General features: G+C 53.2%; 15 protein-coding genes. 7 read left to right on the top strand and 8 right to left on the bottom strand.

Going from position 1 to position 16781, the window contains the following annotated elements; all coding sequences use genetic code 11:
• Positions 1–12 precede the first annotated feature (12 nt).
• Complete coding sequence (locus tag ACRZ91_RS15365) at positions 13–414, top strand: CAP domain-containing protein (RefSeq protein ID WP_259462708.1); 402 nt, start codon at positions 13–15, stop codon at positions 412–414.
• Positions 415–994: 580 nt separating this feature from the next.
• Here the strand turns inward: ACRZ91_RS15365 and ACRZ91_RS15360 are convergent.
• The 4 genes from ACRZ91_RS15360 to ACRZ91_RS15345 form a co-directional block, all read right to left on the bottom strand.
• Complete coding sequence (locus ACRZ91_RS15360) at positions 995–2017, bottom strand: adenylate/guanylate cyclase domain-containing protein (RefSeq protein WP_170774543.1); 1023 nt, start codon at positions 2015–2017, stop codon at positions 995–997.
• A 3-nt stretch (positions 2018–2020) separates the two neighbouring features.
• Positions 2021–2380, bottom strand: coding sequence for a group I truncated hemoglobin (locus ACRZ91_RS15355; RefSeq protein WP_010438274.1), 360 nt, complete (start codon positions 2378–2380; stop codon positions 2021–2023).
• 152 nt (positions 2381–2532) lie between these two features.
• Positions 2533–3363: a class I SAM-dependent methyltransferase gene (locus ACRZ91_RS15350; RefSeq protein WP_480906876.1), complete on the bottom strand. Its 831-nt coding sequence runs from the start codon at positions 3361–3363 to the stop codon at positions 2533–2535.
• Positions 3364–3441: 78 nt separating this feature from the next.
• Positions 3442–4281, bottom strand: a complete 840-nt coding sequence (locus ACRZ91_RS15345; RefSeq protein ID WP_480906873.1) for an alpha/beta fold hydrolase — start codon at positions 4279–4281, stop codon at positions 3442–3444.
• A 259-nt stretch (positions 4282–4540) separates the two neighbouring features.
• On the opposite strand from ACRZ91_RS15345, the gene ACRZ91_RS15340 reads away from it, so the two are divergent.
• The 4 genes from ACRZ91_RS15340 to ACRZ91_RS15325 all read left to right on the top strand — a co-directional run bounded on the left by ACRZ91_RS15340 (position 4541) and on the right by ACRZ91_RS15325 (position 9765).
• A complete protein-coding gene (locus ACRZ91_RS15340) occupies positions 4541–6772 on the top strand; it encodes an ATP-binding protein (protein ID WP_480906870.1) in 2232 nt (743 codons plus the stop codon).
• Positions 6765–7478: a response regulator gene (locus tag ACRZ91_RS15335; protein ID WP_010438283.1), complete on the top strand. Its 714-nt coding sequence runs from the start codon at positions 6765–6767 to the stop codon at positions 7476–7478. Before ACRZ91_RS15340 ends, ACRZ91_RS15335 begins: the two co-directional genes overlap by 8 nt.
• A 190-nt stretch (positions 7479–7668) precedes the next feature.
• A complete protein-coding gene (locus ACRZ91_RS15330) occupies positions 7669–8868 on the top strand; it encodes a cytochrome P450 (protein WP_480906867.1) in 1200 nt (399 codons plus the stop codon).
• 105 nt (positions 8869–8973) lie between these two features.
• Positions 8974–9765, top strand: coding sequence for an inositol monophosphatase family protein (locus ACRZ91_RS15325; RefSeq protein WP_480906864.1), 792 nt, complete (start codon positions 8974–8976; stop codon positions 9763–9765).
• A gap of 4 nt (positions 9766–9769) precedes the next feature.
• On the opposite strand, the gene ACRZ91_RS15320 is transcribed toward ACRZ91_RS15325, so the two are convergent.
• Genes ACRZ91_RS15320 through ACRZ91_RS15305 form a run of 4 tightly spaced genes read right to left on the bottom strand, consistent with a single transcriptional unit; the run spans position 9770 to position 14649 of the window.
• Entirely contained in the window at positions 9770–10336 is a 567-nt protein-coding gene (locus ACRZ91_RS15320) for a histidine phosphatase family protein (protein WP_480906861.1), read from the bottom strand.
• Positions 10337–11398, bottom strand: a complete 1062-nt coding sequence (locus ACRZ91_RS15315; RefSeq protein WP_480906858.1) for an ABC transporter ATP-binding protein — start codon at positions 11396–11398, stop codon at positions 10337–10339.
• Positions 11399–11409: 11 nt separating this feature from the next.
• The gene (locus ACRZ91_RS15310) at positions 11410–13623 is read right to left on the bottom strand and encodes an ABC transporter permease (protein ID WP_480906855.1); all 2214 of its coding nucleotides are present in this window, start codon (positions 13621–13623) and stop codon (positions 11410–11412) included.
• Positions 13624–14649, bottom strand: a complete 1026-nt coding sequence (locus ACRZ91_RS15305) for an ABC transporter substrate-binding protein (RefSeq protein WP_010438296.1) — start codon at positions 14647–14649, stop codon at positions 13624–13626.
• 287 nt (positions 14650–14936) lie between these two features.
• Between ACRZ91_RS15305 and ACRZ91_RS15300 the strand changes: the two genes are divergently transcribed.
• The gene (locus ACRZ91_RS15300; protein WP_480906852.1) at positions 14937–15776 is read left to right on the top strand and encodes a DeoR/GlpR family DNA-binding transcription regulator; all 840 of its coding nucleotides are present in this window, start codon (positions 14937–14939) and stop codon (positions 15774–15776) included.
• A gap of 27 nt (positions 15777–15803) precedes the next feature.
• Positions 15804–16778 (top strand): phosphate/phosphite/phosphonate ABC transporter substrate-binding protein, encoded by a 975-nt coding sequence (gene phnD, locus ACRZ91_RS15295; protein ID WP_170471462.1) that lies wholly within the window; start codon positions 15804–15806, stop codon positions 16776–16778.
• Positions 16779–16781 lie beyond the last annotated feature (3 nt).

Genomic DNA, 16781 nt, shown 5'->3' with positions numbered 1-16781 from the left:
CTGTTGTTATCCATGGCGCTCTTGCTCCCCTCGGCTCTCATGGCCGACAAATTGGCTACAAACGAGCTGAATGCGTTTCGCGGCGGTCAAGGTGTTCCAGCACTAAGTTACAACCCAAAGTTGGAGCAAGCCGCCAAGTCGCATGCCGATGACATGGTGAAGAGGGGGTTCTTTTCGCATACCGGCTCTAACGGGTCAGACGTGGGCGAACGGGTGCGCAAAACAGGCTACAACTGGTGTTTCGTGGCTGAAAACATTGCCAAGGGACAAAACGGTTTGGACGCTGTGATGGCAGCATGGTCGAAATCACCGGGACATCGAGCAAACCTGCTTTCTCGCAAAGCCAAGGAGTTCGCGCTTTATGAAGCGGCGGATCGTACTTGGGTTATGGTTTTAGCCGCACCCTGCAGGTAAATTTGCGCCATTCTCGACGCCGCAAAACGCCACCAGCTTTAATCCTCAAATGACTTCCAATGAAACGCAATAACTTTGGTATCATCCGACAATCCATTTTCATGCCAAACCTCTTCGACATGGGCATCCAGTTGCTCTTCCGTTAATCCCGGCTCCACCCAGGTGTAGTGTACCTTCGGTTCTGCTAAGATGATGAGAGAAAACCGTTGCGACGGTGTTTATGTTTACTACTAGGCTCTGCGACATTGACTAGCTCTGGACCATCGAAGTGGGACTTTTGCGCCGCCAATACCATTCTTTGGAATTAATGGATCGACGTTGATTGCGACAAACCAATCCGTTGGAACAATCGCACAGGAGTGACGATTTTTATTGCGATTTGTAGCGATCAAACTTCAAAGCTCACGCCGACTGTAAACGATGTGTTCTCCCATTTGATCGTATTTACCAAGCAACGCCGCGATATGATGAACTACATGGAGTTCGAGTGACCAAAACGCGCGTTGAAATACCGTTTCGTACTTTGTGAAGGTGCAACTCAGTTGATCTACCGTTAGCCAAGATGGCAAGGGTGCTGCATTCAGCTGCTGTCCGAAAGCCGCCAGACTTCCTGTTCACCAAATCCTCGGATCGTTCTGACCCCAATATTTTCGAGATCGAATTGGTCCTTCAGGACATGTGCGACTTCGCCCTGAACACTGATTTCCATCGGCTCGGAGAATTCCTGCAACCGTGAAGCGAGGTTCACGGCAGGTCCAAATATGTCGTAAACATACTTCTGAATTCCGACGACCGAGCCGACAACCGAACCCGAAGACAGACCAACCCGGCAATGCCATTGATGCGGATGGCTCAGATTGCGCCGGTTCAGATAGCGCACAAATCGGATGGCTGTGTTGGCGATTGCCTTGGCGTGATCCGGTGTCGGATCAGGCAATCCCGCCACAGTGATATACGCGTCTCCGATCGTTTTGATGCGCTCGCAACCGAATTGCTCACCTATACGATCAAACGCGCTGTATATGTCGTTCAGTTCAGTGACGGTCACGCTGGGGTCCTGCGAGGCGACCATTTCCGTAAAGCCCACAAAATCCAGCATCAGAACAGAGACAGGGTTGTACAGCTGTGGCGTCACCACACCAAAGGTTTTGTATTCTTCATAGACCGAACGAGGCATGATGTTGAGAAGCAGTTTCTCCACCTGCTCTTTTTCGCGTTTGATCTCTCTTGTGTTGCGCTCGACCATCATCGAATAGGAATCGATCATAGATTCCAACTCCTTGATCCGCGTGATGTTCTGACAGACAAGAACCAGGACGTCGTCTTTGGTGGAAGTGAAATCGAGTGCGATGATCAGCGTCCTGCGTTTCTTTTTGAACTTGATCTCCGATGCGTATCGCCCGTTATCCTCAAGGGCAGTCTGCATGGCCTCGGCATCCAGATCAGGAAAAAGCTCCTGCAACTGATTTGGCTCTGCTTCGTTGCTGAACCAGTCGTCAAACGTGTCATTGCGAAAATTGAAACGCAATGATTTACGATCCAGTAGCGCGACCCCTACGCCGATTGCGCGCAGGAGCTGTTCATTAATGGCTTCTATCTTCATGGGTCACCCGACAATCAATGGGCGGCGTTTGGCGAACTCTGCAACAACTGCCTCGACATCCTCGTCGGCCACACCGTGATCAATCAAGGTCGCACGCAGCACCACCTCAAGCTCATCAAAATGAGCGTCGTTGATATCGAGATGTGAGTGCAGCTGTTTCAGCTGTTTGTCCGTATAAGACGCTGGTCCGCCAAGCAGGGAAGCAATGAATTTAGTCTGGTGATCAACCATCCGGGACATATCGACCTCGTCGAAGAATGGCCCGATGTCATCGTTATCAAGAAGGGTATCGTAGAAAGAGAGGACGATCTTGCTAACCTGCGAAAATCCCCCGTACTTCTCATAGAGCGTGCGTTCAGCCATATCAAAACCCTTTCAAAATAGTACGAATAGGGAAGCGCTCCCATTGTCAAAGACTACAAATTCTACACAGTTCAATTCAAGTCTGCCGCCGTCGCTGCATTCTGACGCCATTCGGAGCTTTGCCGAAGGGCGTCATGGTTCTAAAAACTATGTCAGCGGCGTTCGACGATAATCTCGGCATACTCGGAAGAAATGCACAGTGAATCGTTGGTCGAGATGTCGAACCTTTTGATCAGCACCATCATGTCATTGCGCAATGATGTCTGACCTTCGGCATCCAACGCTTCGAATGCTTTTTGCATCGGGCCGTAGAACGTGCGGAAATATTCCATGAAATGCTCGGCTGACCGGTAGCGGAACATGAAGTTCTTGCGCCGAAACGATTTCACCGCGCACCGAGTGCCGAAATTCTGATCGATCCAGTCCCGGTTTCCCCACATCGCCGGAGAGTTCACGCCCGCAGGCGGCGTCACATGCTTGCCAATCGTTTTAAACAGTTGCCCGATAAAGCTTTCCGGGGTCCAGTTGGCCATGCCGATTTTTCCACCTGCCTTAACGACCCGCTGAAGTTCGGCAGCGGATTGTTTTTGATTAGGTGTAAACATTACCCCGAATGTGGACACTACCGCGTCGAATGACTGATCATCAAAGGGCAGGTTCTCGGCGTCTGCGACCTTGTAGTTTACGAATAGACCCTCGGCTTGGGCACGCTTGCCGCTGGCTTCCAGCAGGCTTTCGACATAATCGGTTGAGGTTACGTCGCAAAAGCGTCTGGCAAAGGCCAGTGTTGCGTTGCCGTTGCCCGCTGCCACATCAAGGATCGTTGAGTCTGCGCGCATGTCCATTGCTTCAGCAAGCTCTTCACCGGTTATCTGCAGCGTGACCCCGACTTTGCTGTAATCTCCGGCACCCCACGCTGCGTTCTGTTTGGCTTTGATTGCCGTGTAATCTGCTGTGGGTGCGATGGTTGATTGAATACCCATGATTGATGTCCTCCGGGTGTTGTGCTGACCCTAGATCAGCGGTTTTAAAATAGCCGCATCTTCTGAATGCGTTTTGAGTTATGCAGCTTCGAGATCAGGCCAGCTGAAATCGGCGATCGGCCGCTCGGCATTGGCAACATGCTCGAAGATTCTTGAATTGACCCATTCCGGCTGGAAGATTGGCGCCATGTGTCCAAGCTCGGGCAACAATGCGATACGTGCATTGGGCAACGTCTTGGCGATGGCCACGGCGACATTCTGAGCGATCTCAGGGGATTCCAGACCGGTCATCACCAGGGCTGGCATCTCGAGATTGGCCAGATCCTTTAACGTCCAGCTCTCGGCAAACCCGTTGGCAAAATCCGTCATGACTGAGGAAATCAGGCCCGCAAATTTCTTTTTGGCCTTGTCGGGCAGGTTGTCCCAAAAACCGTCTCCGTTCCAGAAATCAAGGAAATGCTGCATTCCTGCGGCCGCATCACCTTCGGCAGCAGCGCCAGATACCAACCCAGACAAAAGCTTGATCTGTTGAAACAAGCGACGTCCTTTGTTGTTCCCATGAGCCAGAAAATGAAACGCGGCCGGTTCATAGACAGTCAGGCTTTTGAGCAGATCAGGGCGCATCAGGGCGATTTTGATCGCGATGCCGCCACCGTTCGAGTGACCGATCAAATGAACCGCGCTGCCCAGTTTTTCGATTTCTCTGATTACGGAGACCGCCGAAATTGCCGCCCCCTTTTGGCTGTGATCGCTCGCCAATGGTGCACGACCATAGCCGGGCAGATCAAAGGCATGAACATCAAAGCGACCGTCAAGATCGGCTTCCAGTTGGCTCCACTGAGCGCTGCTGGATGCGGAGGAATGCAATGCGACAATCGGTGCATTGCTTGCTTCGGTAGACTTAAATGAAATCGTCATCGTACTTACTCACTTGCGTTTGAGATGAGCAATAACTGACGGTTCATTGTTTCATTGAAATTTCCGAAATAGGCGCAAAGTGTTTCAGTTGTTGCTCTGTGAAGCAGGTCACACAACGCGCTATCTGTCTCTGAAACATGGGAAATTACGGCCGGAATTTGCGCCACCCCGACCGGTTTGAAACAATTGAAACATTAGATGCGGATTTTGAAATGGCGCTGAAACAATGATACCGTAGAAAAATAGGATGACGATGGACATGGCGAACGATTTTCAGGAAATCGAGAAGGCAAGGGACCTTCTGCGCGATGCAATCGAGTCTCTTAAGGAAGGGTTCGCCCTTTATGATGACGACCGTCGCCTGCTCATGTTCAACCAGCGCTATGCCGAGATGAACAAGGGTGTCGCGGACCTGTTAAAGCCCGGACTAGACTGGGAAATCCTGATGCGCGAAACAGCGCGGCGCGGGATTTATGCTGACGCCATCGGCAATGAAGAACAGTGGGTCTCGGATCGATTGGCCAACGGGATCGAGTTCATTCAGGATTATGAACTGGCCGAAACGGACGGTCGAACTTATCTGGTGTCGGTCCATCCCACCAATCTTGGCGGCTTTGTTGTTACGCGCGAGGATATTACCGAGCGCAAGCAGGCCGAGGCTGAAGAACGCGACGGAGACCTTTTGATCAGGAAGGTGCTGGATGCCAGTTCTGCGGTCGTCACGATGGCGCGCATTGGCGATGGCCAGATCCTGTATCGCACACCCGCCGCCCTTCAGATGTTTGGCGCCTCCAAGTTCGCGCGGGAGCATTACGCCAAGCCTGAGGAGCGCGCGGATTTTGTGACCTTGCTGTTGGCGGATGGTCATGTCGAAAACTTCAAGCTCGATTTGTGCAATGCCAATGGAAAGATCTTTCCAGCCTCAATTTCTTCGCAGTTGATCGATTACAAAGGCGAAGAAGTAATCGTTACCAGCATTATTGATCTTACGGTTCAGCAGGAAGCCGATGCTTTGATCAGGCAGGTAATGGAAGCGTATCCAGCCGCGATCAACATGACGCATGCAGAGACAGGTGAGGTCCTGTTTGCAACGCCGGAAATAAAGGCTCTGTTTGGTCCTGTCCGCAGTTCCAAATCTTACTATGCTGATCCGACAGAACGTCAGCGATACCTGAAAGACCTTCGCGAAGCTGGATCTCTCAAAGATCGGCGGATGGAGTTTGTTGATGCAAATGGAAGAAAGTTTTGGGCTGCAGATTCTTCCCGCCTGATCGAATTCAACGGCGAAGAAGTCATCGTCTCGAACACACGAGATCTGACAGATGAGTTGGCGATTGAAGAAGAGCTTGAAAAACAACGCGAGATGCTTTTCCAGAATGAGAAGATGTCAGCGCTTGGCGAACTTCTTGCTGGCGTGGCCCATGAGTTGAACAATCCGCTTTCCGTGGTTGTTGGGCATTCTCTCATGCTGAAGGAAGAGATTACCGACCCAGATATTGCTGCCCGGATAGAGAAGATCAGCAATGCGGCCGAGCGCTGTGCGAAAATCGTCAAAACATTCCTAGCAATGGCACGTCAGCAACCCAGCAATATCGAGGATGTCGATGTTGCCGGGCTGATCGCGACTGCGGCGGATGTCGTTGGGTATGGCACGCCATCAGATGGAATCCGCGTCGTGCAGAAAATTCCTGCTGATTTGCCACCGGTTGCCGCGGATGCCGATCAGATCACCCAAGTTATTATCAATCTGATCATTAATGCGGAACAGGCCATGAGGTCATCTGAGCGCGGTGACCTGATCGAGCTTTCAGCGCGGCCGAGGTTTGATTCAGGCATGGTCGAACTGACGGTAAAGGACAATGGCCCGGGAATCCCCAAGGCCATTCGCGCCCGAATCTTTGAACCGTTCTTCACCACCAAGGAAGTCGGGGAAGGCACCGGTATTGGTCTCGCGTTTTGCCACAGGATCATACTGTCTCATGGCGGTCAGATCCGGCTTGATCAGAGCGACAGTACTGGCACCTGTATACGGATCTTGCTGCCTATCGGGGCACAGAGCGAGTTTATGGAAGATGAGCCGAAAGATTCAATTTCTTCTTCACTGTCTTTGAAGGCATTGGTGGTGGATGATGAAGTTGAAGTTGGTGAGCTGCACGCAGAGATTCTGAGAAGAGAAGGTTTTGACGTCGATTTCGTCTCATCCGGTGAGGAAGCATTGCGCAATCTTCGCTCACAAAACTATGACGTATTCCTGAGTGACTTGAATATGCCGGGTGTTGATGGACGAAAGATCTATCAGGCTCTGGTTGCCGAATTTCCGCACATGCTGAACAGAACGGCCTATGTGACCGGGGATACGATGGGGCAGGCTTCGCAAGCATTGCTTGGTGAATCCGGCTTGCCTCATCTCGAGAAACCCGTTTCGCCTTTGGAACTCAGAACCCTCGTTGGCAATTTGCTTGCCGAAGGGAAGGAAGCAACCGATGGATGAAAAGAGAACGCATATCCTGGTGTGCGATGACGAAGTCGATGTGCGTGAAATGCTTCAGGAATATCTGGGCAAGCGTGGATATGAGGTTTCGGCAGCATCCGGCGGAGATGAGCTGAGGCAGATACTGTCTGCGAACGGGGTCGACGTCATTGTCATGGATATCAACATGCCAAAGGAAGATGGCCTTTCAATACTTCGATCCTTGCGCCCTGAGAATACAACACCTGTCATCATGTTGACTGCAGCAGGCGACGTTATCGATCGCATCGTCGGATTGGAGATGGGGGCCGATGATTATCTGGGCAAACCTGTTGACCTTCGGGAACTTGAAGCCCGGATCAAGGCGATACTTCGGCGCGAAGCAATACATGAAACGGCGACCAAGGAAGCCCCCGACATCAACGGAGCACCATTTGGCGATTTTACATTGGATAAAGACGCGGCCAAACTTCTGGCCGCGGATGGTTCCGAGGTTCAGCTGACCGCTATGGAATACAACCTGATCAAGGTATTCGCCGAAAACAAGGGACGCGTTCTGAACCGCGACCAGCTGCTTGAACAGGCCCATGATCGATCCTGGGATCCATTTGATCGCAGTATCGACATCAGGATTTCCCGTCTTCGCCGAAAACTTGAATCCAACCCGGAAAAGCCCGAGATCATCAGAACTGTGCGAGGCATCGGATATCTGTATGACCCAAAGTGAAGGCACGTTTTGACGAGCTGATTGCTAGCTTTAACGGGGATAATCGCCAAAGAAACGAATTGGCTGCGTGCAGAACCCTTCCGTAATCGTTACGAAGTTTGCCCAAGAGCCGTTCTGTGGTCCATTGTAGCGATACGCCAGTCTGAAGAAGGACACGCACTGGTAAGTCGAGCACTCTGGGGCAATCGATATGCTATCAATCTCCGAACTACCCGAGATAGACTTTTCATCGGAAGTGTATCAGAAGCGACCGTTTCAAACCCTTGCTGAGCACGCACAGAAATGGCGCATCGCCCGTAGTAAACGCGGCGTGGAAATTCTGGACTATGACCTTTGCAGGAACATGATCCTGGATCGTAGATTTGGCACAGGACATCCAAAGTTGATGCATCTGTTGGGCCTGCCGGAAGGACGTGCGCTAAATTACAAACGTGAGTCCATATCCTTCTACAACCGCGGTGATAAACGGCGCAAATTACGACAGCCGATAGCGCGCCTGATGAGCCCGCACGCCTCTGAGGCGTTCCGGCAAGACATTAAGGATGTTGTCGCTGACATCATTTCTGACATCCCGACGCATACCAGAGTCGACCTGATCGAAGCACTTTGTGATCCTACGCCATCTCGGGTTTATTGTTATTGGGTCGGCGCCGACAAAGACGACGCGCCTTATATCGCCAAGACGTCACACAAAGTTCAGCAAGTTCATACGCGAGATCCGGAAAAGACGCCGGAAATTGTCGATGCGTTTGAAAGCCTGCTTGATTATGCGGACGCACGGATTACTGACGCGCGCGAAGCCCCTTCTGACAACCTGATTTCGGATTTGGTCCGGGCAGCAGACGCCGGTGAGTTTACGGATGACGATCTTCGGAATTGGGTTATCAAACTGGCAGAGGCGAATACCGACAACTCCTCACATCAAATCGCAGGCACCATTATCGAACTGGCCTCACGCCCCGCTATCTGGCAAAGGCTGCGCGAAGATCCTGACGCAATTCCGATTGCCGTGAACGAAGTTATGCGTATCCACCCACGGTCAATCTCAACCTCTCGCGAAGCACTGGAGGACGTAGAAATCGGTGGCGTGCAAATCACCAAGGGCACACCGGTCTTTGCAAATATCGGGGCTGCCCATTGGGATGAGCGCTATTACCCGGAACCTGAAAAATTCTCTCTCGAACGTGCTGGGCAGCCAGCTCATCTGAATTTCGGGGGTGGTGTATTCTCTTGCCTAGGGCGCTACGCGATCACAATCGAGGTTGAAGAAGTTGTCCGATATATGACTCAATCCTTTCCGCGTATCCGGTTGGATAAGGCAGAATTCAGTCATTCACCGATGTTCACAAATGTGACCGATCTACATGCGACACTTGCTCCTTTGAGCTGATCAATGCGCATTTCAAAGAATTGAAAAACATACTCCCAAGGTTGTTGTCAGCCGATACCACATCCGCCAAGGTGCACATTCTACTCATCAAATGCAGGGGCACCCATGTTGCAACTCTCAGAGCGAAAAGAATTTGCGGTTATGACTTGCCAGGAAGCGGGAAAAGTCGCGGCCGAGTATTTTGCAAATCGGGATGCGCTGCTGGTCGACCAAAAGGGCGCTCAGGACTGGGTGAGCGAGGCAGATCGGAACGTTGAAACCTTTATTCGCGACAAGATCAGGGATGCTTGGCCCGAAGATGGAGTCTTTGGTGAGGAGCATGGTGCAAGCAAAGGGACAAGCGGGTTTGATTGGGTGATCGACCCAATCGATGGGACAACCAATTTTGTTAACGGGATTCCAGCCTGGACCATCGTTCTGGCCGGTGTGTCAAATGCGCAGACCCAGATTGGCGTCATCCATGATCCAAATGTCGACGAAAGCTATGTCGCCGTCCGGGGTGGAGGCGCAACGCTGAATAACGCCCCGATGCGGGTAGCTTCAGGCGTCGCGCTGGAGGAAGGAACCGTAGCTGTCGGATATTCGAACCGCATCGAAGCCCACCACGTTGTACCGATTATCGCAGATCTGATCGAACATGGAGCGATGTTTCACCGAAACGCCAGCGGCGCTCTGTCATTGGCTTATGTGGCTGCGGGTCGGCTGCTGGGCTATGTCGAAGAGCATATGAACGCATGGGACTGCCTGGCCGGTCAGTTGATGATCGCGGAAGCTGGCGGCAGGATCGAAGATCAGGATGCCGATGCCATGATCCGCAATGGCGGCCGGGTGATTGCAGGTACACCGGATGTGTTCGACACCTTGCGCGAGATAGCCGAGCGTGCATGGAAGACCTGAGCGACTAGTCGAGCGAGCACCACCCGCTCAACGGTTCAAGCGTCTTTAGATCGGCCTGCCAATAGTGGCCTTGCGCGGGTTGATCGTATCTCCGGTCAATGGGACGGCCCGATAAGATGCACCATAGCAGAGTGCCGACAGCCCCGTGCGTAACAATGGCAAGGTCGTTGCCATCTTGTTTTTCAACAATCGAAATCGTTGCCCGATGAATGCGTTGTTGAGCCTCTATTGCCGTTTCCCAACCGTGAAAACTGGTAGCCGGGTGGTCAAAGAAAGCATCAGCAGCGGCTTCAAAAGCATCGCGCGGCAGAAAACCGGTGGTGCTGCGGTCATTTTCGCCAAGGTCAGCATTTAGATATACCGGCAGGTCTCGGGGCGTCGCTAGAATCTCAGCCGTATCGCGGGCCTTTTGCTCGATGCTGGTCCAGATTTGAGAGACCTCCGAGAAGATCTCGGCATTCGCAAACGCGGAAGCGCGGTGACGACCTGATTTACTAAGCCCCCAATCCGTTACAGGAATGTTGGGGTCGATTACGACCTCGGGATGCGTGATGATCAGAAGCTTGGGCATTTATTCGGGCAAAAGCACGGGTCCCTTCTCGACAAAACCCATCCGAATTTCTGCACCGGGTTCAAGTGGTGCATCCACATCGTCGTGCACCGCGAAGACCTGACCGAACGCTCCGGTCAGAGTGTACTCCATGCGAACACCAACATAGGTTGCCTTGGCGACGGTGGCGGCGATGCCCTGCTCGGCGCCGATCACCAGACGCGAGGGTCGGATGGCGACAGTTGCGGGCCCCTTAGGCATATCGCGAGATGACAGCGTGTGGCGGTAGCCCTCGATCTCGATCGTGGCCATATCTCCTTCGACAGAGATGATCTGACAAGCCAGTAAGTTGGCTTCGCCAATAAAATCCGCAACGAAGCGATCATTGGGTGCATCGTAGAGCTGGCGTGGCGTACCGATCTGCGCGATGGCGGCATTGCGCATCACGACAATTTCGTCTGATACCGCCAAGGCCTCTTCCTGATCATGTGTCACATAGACGACCGTCAGGCCAAGGTCCTGTTGGATGGCCCTGATATCCTCGCGCACCTGGCGGCGCAGTTTCGCGTCGAGATTAGACAGAGGTTCGTCAAATAGCAGCACCTGTGGCTCTAACACCAAAGCCCGCGCAACTGCGACGCGCTGCTGCTGTCCGCCAGACAACTCGGATGGCAAACGGCTATCAAAACCTTTCAGGCCAACCAACTCCAAACCGTCCAGAGCGCGGCTGCGGGCCTCGTCTTTGGCAAAGCCCGAGAACGTGAGGCCATACATAACATTCTCAAGCACACTCATATGGGGAAACAGAGCGTATGACTGGAACACCATCGACACGTCCCGGTCCGTTGCGGGCAGTTTGGTCACGTCGCGACCCCCGATGGTGATCTTGCCCGAGGTAGCCATTTCGAGCCCTGCGATCATCCTCAGGGTCGTTGTTTTGCCACAGCCTGAAGGGCCCAGCAGCGTGACCAGCTTTCCAGCTTCGACATGCAGGTTGATGTTGTCGACAGCAACGACATCCTTGCCGAACATCTTCGTCACGGACTCGAACCGAACCGGCGCGGCTTTGGACTGCAGGCTCATGTCAAACTCTCCTAAACATTGGTCCGCGACTGCGTCATTCGCCGCCCGATCTTGGTCCGACCCACGATCAGCTGCATCAAGGCAACTACAGACAGCATCACAAAGATCAGCGTGGTGGAATAGGCAATGGCGAGACCATAGTCGTTATTCTCGACCCGCCCGATGATATAGCTGGTTGCCATGTCATATTCCGCGCTGACCAGAAAAATCACTGCCGAAATCGCCGTCATGGCCCGCACGAAACTGTAAACAAGCGCCGCCAGAATTGCCGGGCGCAATAGCGGCAGGATGATCCGGCGGAAAGTCTGCCAGGAATTTGCACCAAGGGTCAGCGAGGACTCATCCAGACTGCGATCCAATTGCGACATGCTGGCAATGCCTGCCCGGACACCCACTGGCATGTTGCGGAAGATGAAGCTGACAACAAGGATGACTCCAGTGCCCGTGATCTCGATCGGTGGTACGTTGAAGGCTAGAATGTAGCTGACGCCAATCACGGTGCCGGGGATGGCAAAGGATAGCATGGTGCCGAACTCAAAAGCGTCTTTTCCCGCGAAACTCTGCCGGGTCAGAAGATAGGCCGTCACGAGCCCCACGGCAGCCGTCAGTGGAGCAGCAATTGCAGCGATGGTGATTGTCGTCCAGAAACTGTCCCACGCAGCCCCCGTCCAGCGAATACCCTCTGCTTCAAACCGAACCGAAAAGGCAGTGACGTAGTGTTTGAACGTAAGGGAGTTATTGACCCCCCACAATTCAACCACGCTGCCGTATACGATCATGGCATAAACGACGATGGTAAATACGGCCCAGCCAAGGGCGACCGTCAGCACCGGGATGGAAAGGCCGGTTGGCATCAATGGATGTACGCCTGCGTCGCCCTTGCCGGTGACAGTGGTGTAACTCTTTTTCCCAAGCCAAGCACGCTGCGCGTAAAATGCAGAAAGCGTGAAGAACAACAACACCATAGCCAGAACCGCGGCGCGGCCCTGATCGTATTGCGCACCAACAATTGCAAAGAAAATCTCGGTCGACAGCACATCAAAATTGCCACCCAGCACAAGTGGGTTGCCGAAATCGGCCATGCTTTCGATGAAGCCCAAAAGGAAAGCATTGGCGAGGCCCGGGCGCATCAACGGCAGGGACACAGTTTTGAAGGTCTGCCATCTGTTCGCGCGCAATGTCTGGGCCGCTTCTTCCATCGAAGGAGACACCCCTTCAACGACGCCAATCAGCACAAGGAAGGCGATGGGAGTAAAAGCCAAAGTCTGAGCAATCAGAACTCCCGGCATGCCATACAGCCAGCGCGTGGGTTGTGTGCCGAATAGCTCAGCAAAGAACTGCGTGACCGAGCCCGAAAGGCCAAACAGCAGGATCAGCGCTAGACCGATCACAAAGGGTGGCGTGATGATCGGCAAAACCGTCAGAGCGCGCAATGCGCGCTTGTAGTGAAAACCCGAGCGGGTCACGACAAGCGCAAAGCAGAGGCCAAGTGCCGTGGTGATGAAACCAACTAAAATGGCGAGGAATAGTGAGTTCCAGGCCGCCCCGCATCGCGCACCCCAGAAACATCCTAGCCCCCAAAGCCGGTCGTCAAAGAACTTCGAGAAGAAAACCGCGATGGAGTACGCGCCATCCTCCGTCACAAAGGCCGCAAACAACATCTTGGCGATGGGAAAGAACACAAACGCGGTGACGATGGTGATCACACCACCGATGGCGCTGACCACGAAGACGTCTCCGTTAATCGCCCCACGTGCAGCGACACCCTGGGTCAGAAGGAACAGAAAACTCGACGCGCAGATCATCGCGCCATAGCCCATGCCGAATTGCCGATCCCCGAGTTCTCCGAATACGGACTCCAGCCAATCGAAATTGTAGCCTCGGATTCCGATGCTAAAGCCTTGTGCGATCAGCCAGCCGAAGCCCAGCGCCCCTGACAGGATCAGAATGCGCGCATAGAGCGGATCTGATTTGGCGCGCCTTAGTACCGAAAGCGGCAACAGTAGAGCGATAAGAAGCGGCGCAAGCCACAGCTTTTCACCCTGCCCGATCAGAAAGGCCGCTGGAGCATAATCTTCGTCGAAAGGGTAGCCGTCCAGAAGCCACTCGAACGACCACAGGCCACCGTCAACCATGTACCACGGCAGCAGGCAGAATCCGACCCACCCGGCGATGACCCAGAAGATCAGAACCGGATGGGTCGTTTTTGTCGTGTCGTCAGTCATTTACTGCGGCAGTACCGAAACCTCTTCGTCCCATTTTTGCAGCAAGCGCTTGCGCTCATCCGACGAGCCGTATTTCTTGAAGTCATAGTCGATCAGCTTGATCTGGCTCATGTCCGGAGCGCTTTCGGACGTCTCGGCGCCTTTGTTTGACGGCACCTGAAATGCGTTGACCTGAAGGGCAAGGTTCTGTGCTTCGGGCGACAACGCCCAGTCATAAAACTTCTTGGCCTCTTCTTCGTTGCGAGCTCCGTCGATGATCGACATCGAACCAATCTCGTACCCAGTTCCCTCGCACGGCGCGACGACCTTGATCGGGAAACCCGACACGGCCTGCTTTACCGCGTCATGCATAAAGACAATACCGATGGTATTTTCGCCGCGCCCCGCAGCCTTGATCGGGGCCGAGCCCGATTTGGTGTATTGGTTGATGTTCGAATGCAGGCCTTTCATGAAGTCAAAGCCCTCATCCTCGCCAAAAATCTGCACCATTGAGGCAAGTGTCGTGTAGGCCGTACCTGACGAATTTGGGTTCGCCATCTGAACATGACCCTTGTATTCGGGCTTCAAAAGATCCTTCCAGCACGCCGGTTCGGGCAGGTTGTTTGCGGCGACAAGATCGGCATTGTAGCCGTAACCAAGCGCACCGGAATAGATGCCGATGGTTCTGTTACCGGCACTTTCAGCCTGAGAAATCGCCCAGTCATGAAGCTGATCGCGCATGGGCGAGACGTATTCCATTGTCAGACCCTCTTCTGCGGCCTGAAGATGCGGATCACCGGTGCCACCCCACCAGACATCGCCCTTAGGGTTGGAGCTTTCAGCACGAATCTGAGCAAATGTCTCACCCGAGGATTTACGTGTCATGTTGACGTCGATGCCGGTCGCATCCTCAAAGCTGCGCGCCATCAGCTGGCACCAATCCTCTTGAGCAGAGCAATAAAGAGTCAGCTTGTCTGCTTGGGCTGCTGACATTGAAGCTGCAAGGGCGATTAGCGAGCCCAATGCGGTAGACGTAAATCTCTTCATTATTTTCTCTCCCTGTTTGGTTCATTGCGTCCGGTTTTCCCGGTGTATTATGTGCTTTTTCCTTCAGACTTTCGTTGTTCCTCGAACGTGGCCATCGCGCATTCTGTATGTCCGTTCAATTACCGTTCTCTGCGATGCCAACCAGCCAATCCATACATTGATCCGGGACTTCGAAAGAGGCAATGTTTTCCGAAGTCTCACAACAATATGAGGGTTTTGCAACAGAAATAGTTGCAAAACGCCCGAAACACCACAAAAGTGAATATGAAGCCGAGTCGGGTTGCCGGATGTCCAAAACAGAAACACGCGGGATGAGGTCTGAAAAAAGTCAGGCTCGGGTTAAAAAATCCGATCGCCGTCGAGAGATCCTGCTTGAACTGAAGTTGCGCCCGCATGTCCGGATCAGTGAGCTGGCGCAGCGGTTCAATGTGTCGGCAGAAACCGTGCGCCGGGATTTCGATGCCTTGTCAGAAGACGGGCTGATCGCACGCGCACATGGCGGGGCATCTGCGCCCACACAGGGACGATATCCAAGTCTTGATGAACGGACCAATGCGCGTACGGAGGAGCGTGAACGAATTGGAAGATGTGCGGCCGCGCTGATTCAGGATGGCGATACGGTGATGATTGATTCCGGTTCGACCACGGTTGAGATGGCGCGCGCGCTTTCTTATCAGGGAACTGAGTGCACGGTGATAACAAACTCAATCCCCGTAGCGATGACACTCGGCCATTCGCCCACCCAGGTTCTCTTGTGCCCAGGCGAGTATCTTGCCGAGGAATCGGCCATTATTGGCACTGATACGCTCGAATACCTGTCCCGTTTCAATGTCGATCAATGTATGATCGGGGCATCCGGAATTTCGGCCGAGGGCCCGTCTGAGACCGTGCAGGGGTTTGCTGCGGTCAAACAAAAGATGTTGGCGCGATCAGCTAAACGGCATTTGCTGATTGGTTCAGAAAAATTCGGGCGCAAAGGCCTGTCGCAGGTAGGTGATCTTGATGGGCTGGATTCCATCATCACCGACACAAAGCCGAAAGGTGATTTGCTGGGCTCTATCAATGCAGCTGGCGTTGCCATTCTTATCGGAGAATCCATTTCAAGAACGACTAACTGTGGACAGTGACGGCCACGCATAACTGGGAGGAATAATATGAATATTGACGTCAAATTACTGATCGGAGCATCAGCATTTGCACTTTTGTCGTTGGGCGGGGCTGCGTCGGCTCAGGATTGTCCGCGCGGTGATCTGGATGAACGGTTCTGCGATGCCGACGGTGATCTGATCGCGGACATCCCCACCGATCCTTCCGAACAGATCGATCCCGACACATTGATCTTCGCCTACACTCCGGTCGAGGACCCAGCCGTTTACAAAACCGCGTGGTCGGACTTTCTTGACCATTTGAAAGCTGAAACCGGTAAAGATGTTGTCTTTTTCCCGGTTCAGAACAACGCCGCCCAGATCGAGGCGATGCGGTCTGGACGCCTGCATATCGCGGGTTTCAACACCGGTTCGAACCCGCTGGCGGTGAACTGCGCCGGGTTCCGTCCTTTCACGATCATGGCCTCAAAAGATGGTAACTTCGGGTATGAGATGGAGATCATTACCTATCCAGGCTCTGGCATCGAAAAGGTCGAGGACATCAAGGGCAAGCAACTGGCCTTTACCTCACCCACTTCGAACTCGGGATTCAAGGCACCGTCGGCCATTCTGAAAAGCGACTTTGATCTGTTGCCCGAACGAGATTTCGAACCAGTCTATTCCGGCAAACATGACAACTCGATCCTCGGTGTGGCCAACAAGGACTATCTGGCTGCTTCGATCGCAAACTCGGTCAAATCGCGGATGATCTCGCGAGATGTGATCAACGAAGACGACGTCATCACGATCTACAAATCGCAGACTTTCCCGACGACCGGCTTTGGCACCGTGTACAATCTGACTCCGGAACTGCAGGAGAAGATCCGCAACGCTTTCTTTAGCTTTGAATGGGACGGCACGACGCTCGAGGCTGAGTTCTCAAAATCGAACGAAGGCCAGTTCCTCGAAATGACCTATCAGGAATTCTGGGACGTGATCCGCAAGATTGATGCGGCAAACGGCGTTTCCTACGCCTGCCAATAATCC

This window comes from Ruegeria sp. O11 (genome assembly GCF_056535285.1).
Note: the sequence above shows the minus strand (reverse complement) of the source record. Positions and strands in the feature narration are given on the sequence as shown.

Coding starts and splice junctions, on each gene's coding strand:
- phnD (WP_170471462.1), top strand. CDS start 15,804: ATGAATATTGACGTCAAATTACTGATCGGAGCATCAGCATTTGCACTT.
- ACRZ91_RS15360 (WP_170774543.1), bottom strand. CDS start 2,017: ATGAAGATAGAAGCCATTAATGAACAGCTCCTGCGCGCAATCGGCGTA.
- ACRZ91_RS15365 (WP_259462708.1), top strand. CDS start 13: ATGGCGCTCTTGCTCCCCTCGGCTCTCATGGCCGACAAATTGGCTACA.
- ACRZ91_RS15320 (WP_480906861.1), bottom strand. CDS start 10,336: ATGCCCAAGCTTCTGATCATCACGCATCCCGAGGTCGTAATCGACCCC.
- ACRZ91_RS15340 (WP_480906870.1), top strand. CDS start 4,541: ATGGCGAACGATTTTCAGGAAATCGAGAAGGCAAGGGACCTTCTGCGC.
- ACRZ91_RS15325 (WP_480906864.1), top strand. CDS start 8,974: ATGTTGCAACTCTCAGAGCGAAAAGAATTTGCGGTTATGACTTGCCAG.
- ACRZ91_RS15315 (WP_480906858.1), bottom strand. CDS start 11,398: ATGAGCCTGCAGTCCAAAGCCGCGCCGGTTCGGTTCGAGTCCGTGACG.
- ACRZ91_RS15330 (WP_480906867.1), top strand. CDS start 7,669: ATGCTATCAATCTCCGAACTACCCGAGATAGACTTTTCATCGGAAGTG.
- ACRZ91_RS15350 (WP_480906876.1), bottom strand. CDS start 3,363: ATGGGTATTCAATCAACCATCGCACCCACAGCAGATTACACGGCAATC.
- ACRZ91_RS15355 (WP_010438274.1), bottom strand. CDS start 2,380: ATGGCTGAACGCACGCTCTATGAGAAGTACGGGGGATTTTCGCAGGTT.
- ACRZ91_RS15345 (WP_480906873.1), bottom strand. CDS start 4,281: ATGACGATTTCATTTAAGTCTACCGAAGCAAGCAATGCACCGATTGTC.
- ACRZ91_RS15335 (WP_010438283.1), top strand. CDS start 6,765: ATGGATGAAAAGAGAACGCATATCCTGGTGTGCGATGACGAAGTCGAT.
- ACRZ91_RS15310 (WP_480906855.1), bottom strand. CDS start 13,623: ATGACTGACGACACGACAAAAACGACCCATCCGGTTCTGATCTTCTGG.
- ACRZ91_RS15300 (WP_480906852.1), top strand. CDS start 14,937: ATGTCCAAAACAGAAACACGCGGGATGAGGTCTGAAAAAAGTCAGGCT.
- ACRZ91_RS15305 (WP_010438296.1), bottom strand. CDS start 14,649: ATGAAGAGATTTACGTCTACCGCATTGGGCTCGCTAATCGCCCTTGCA.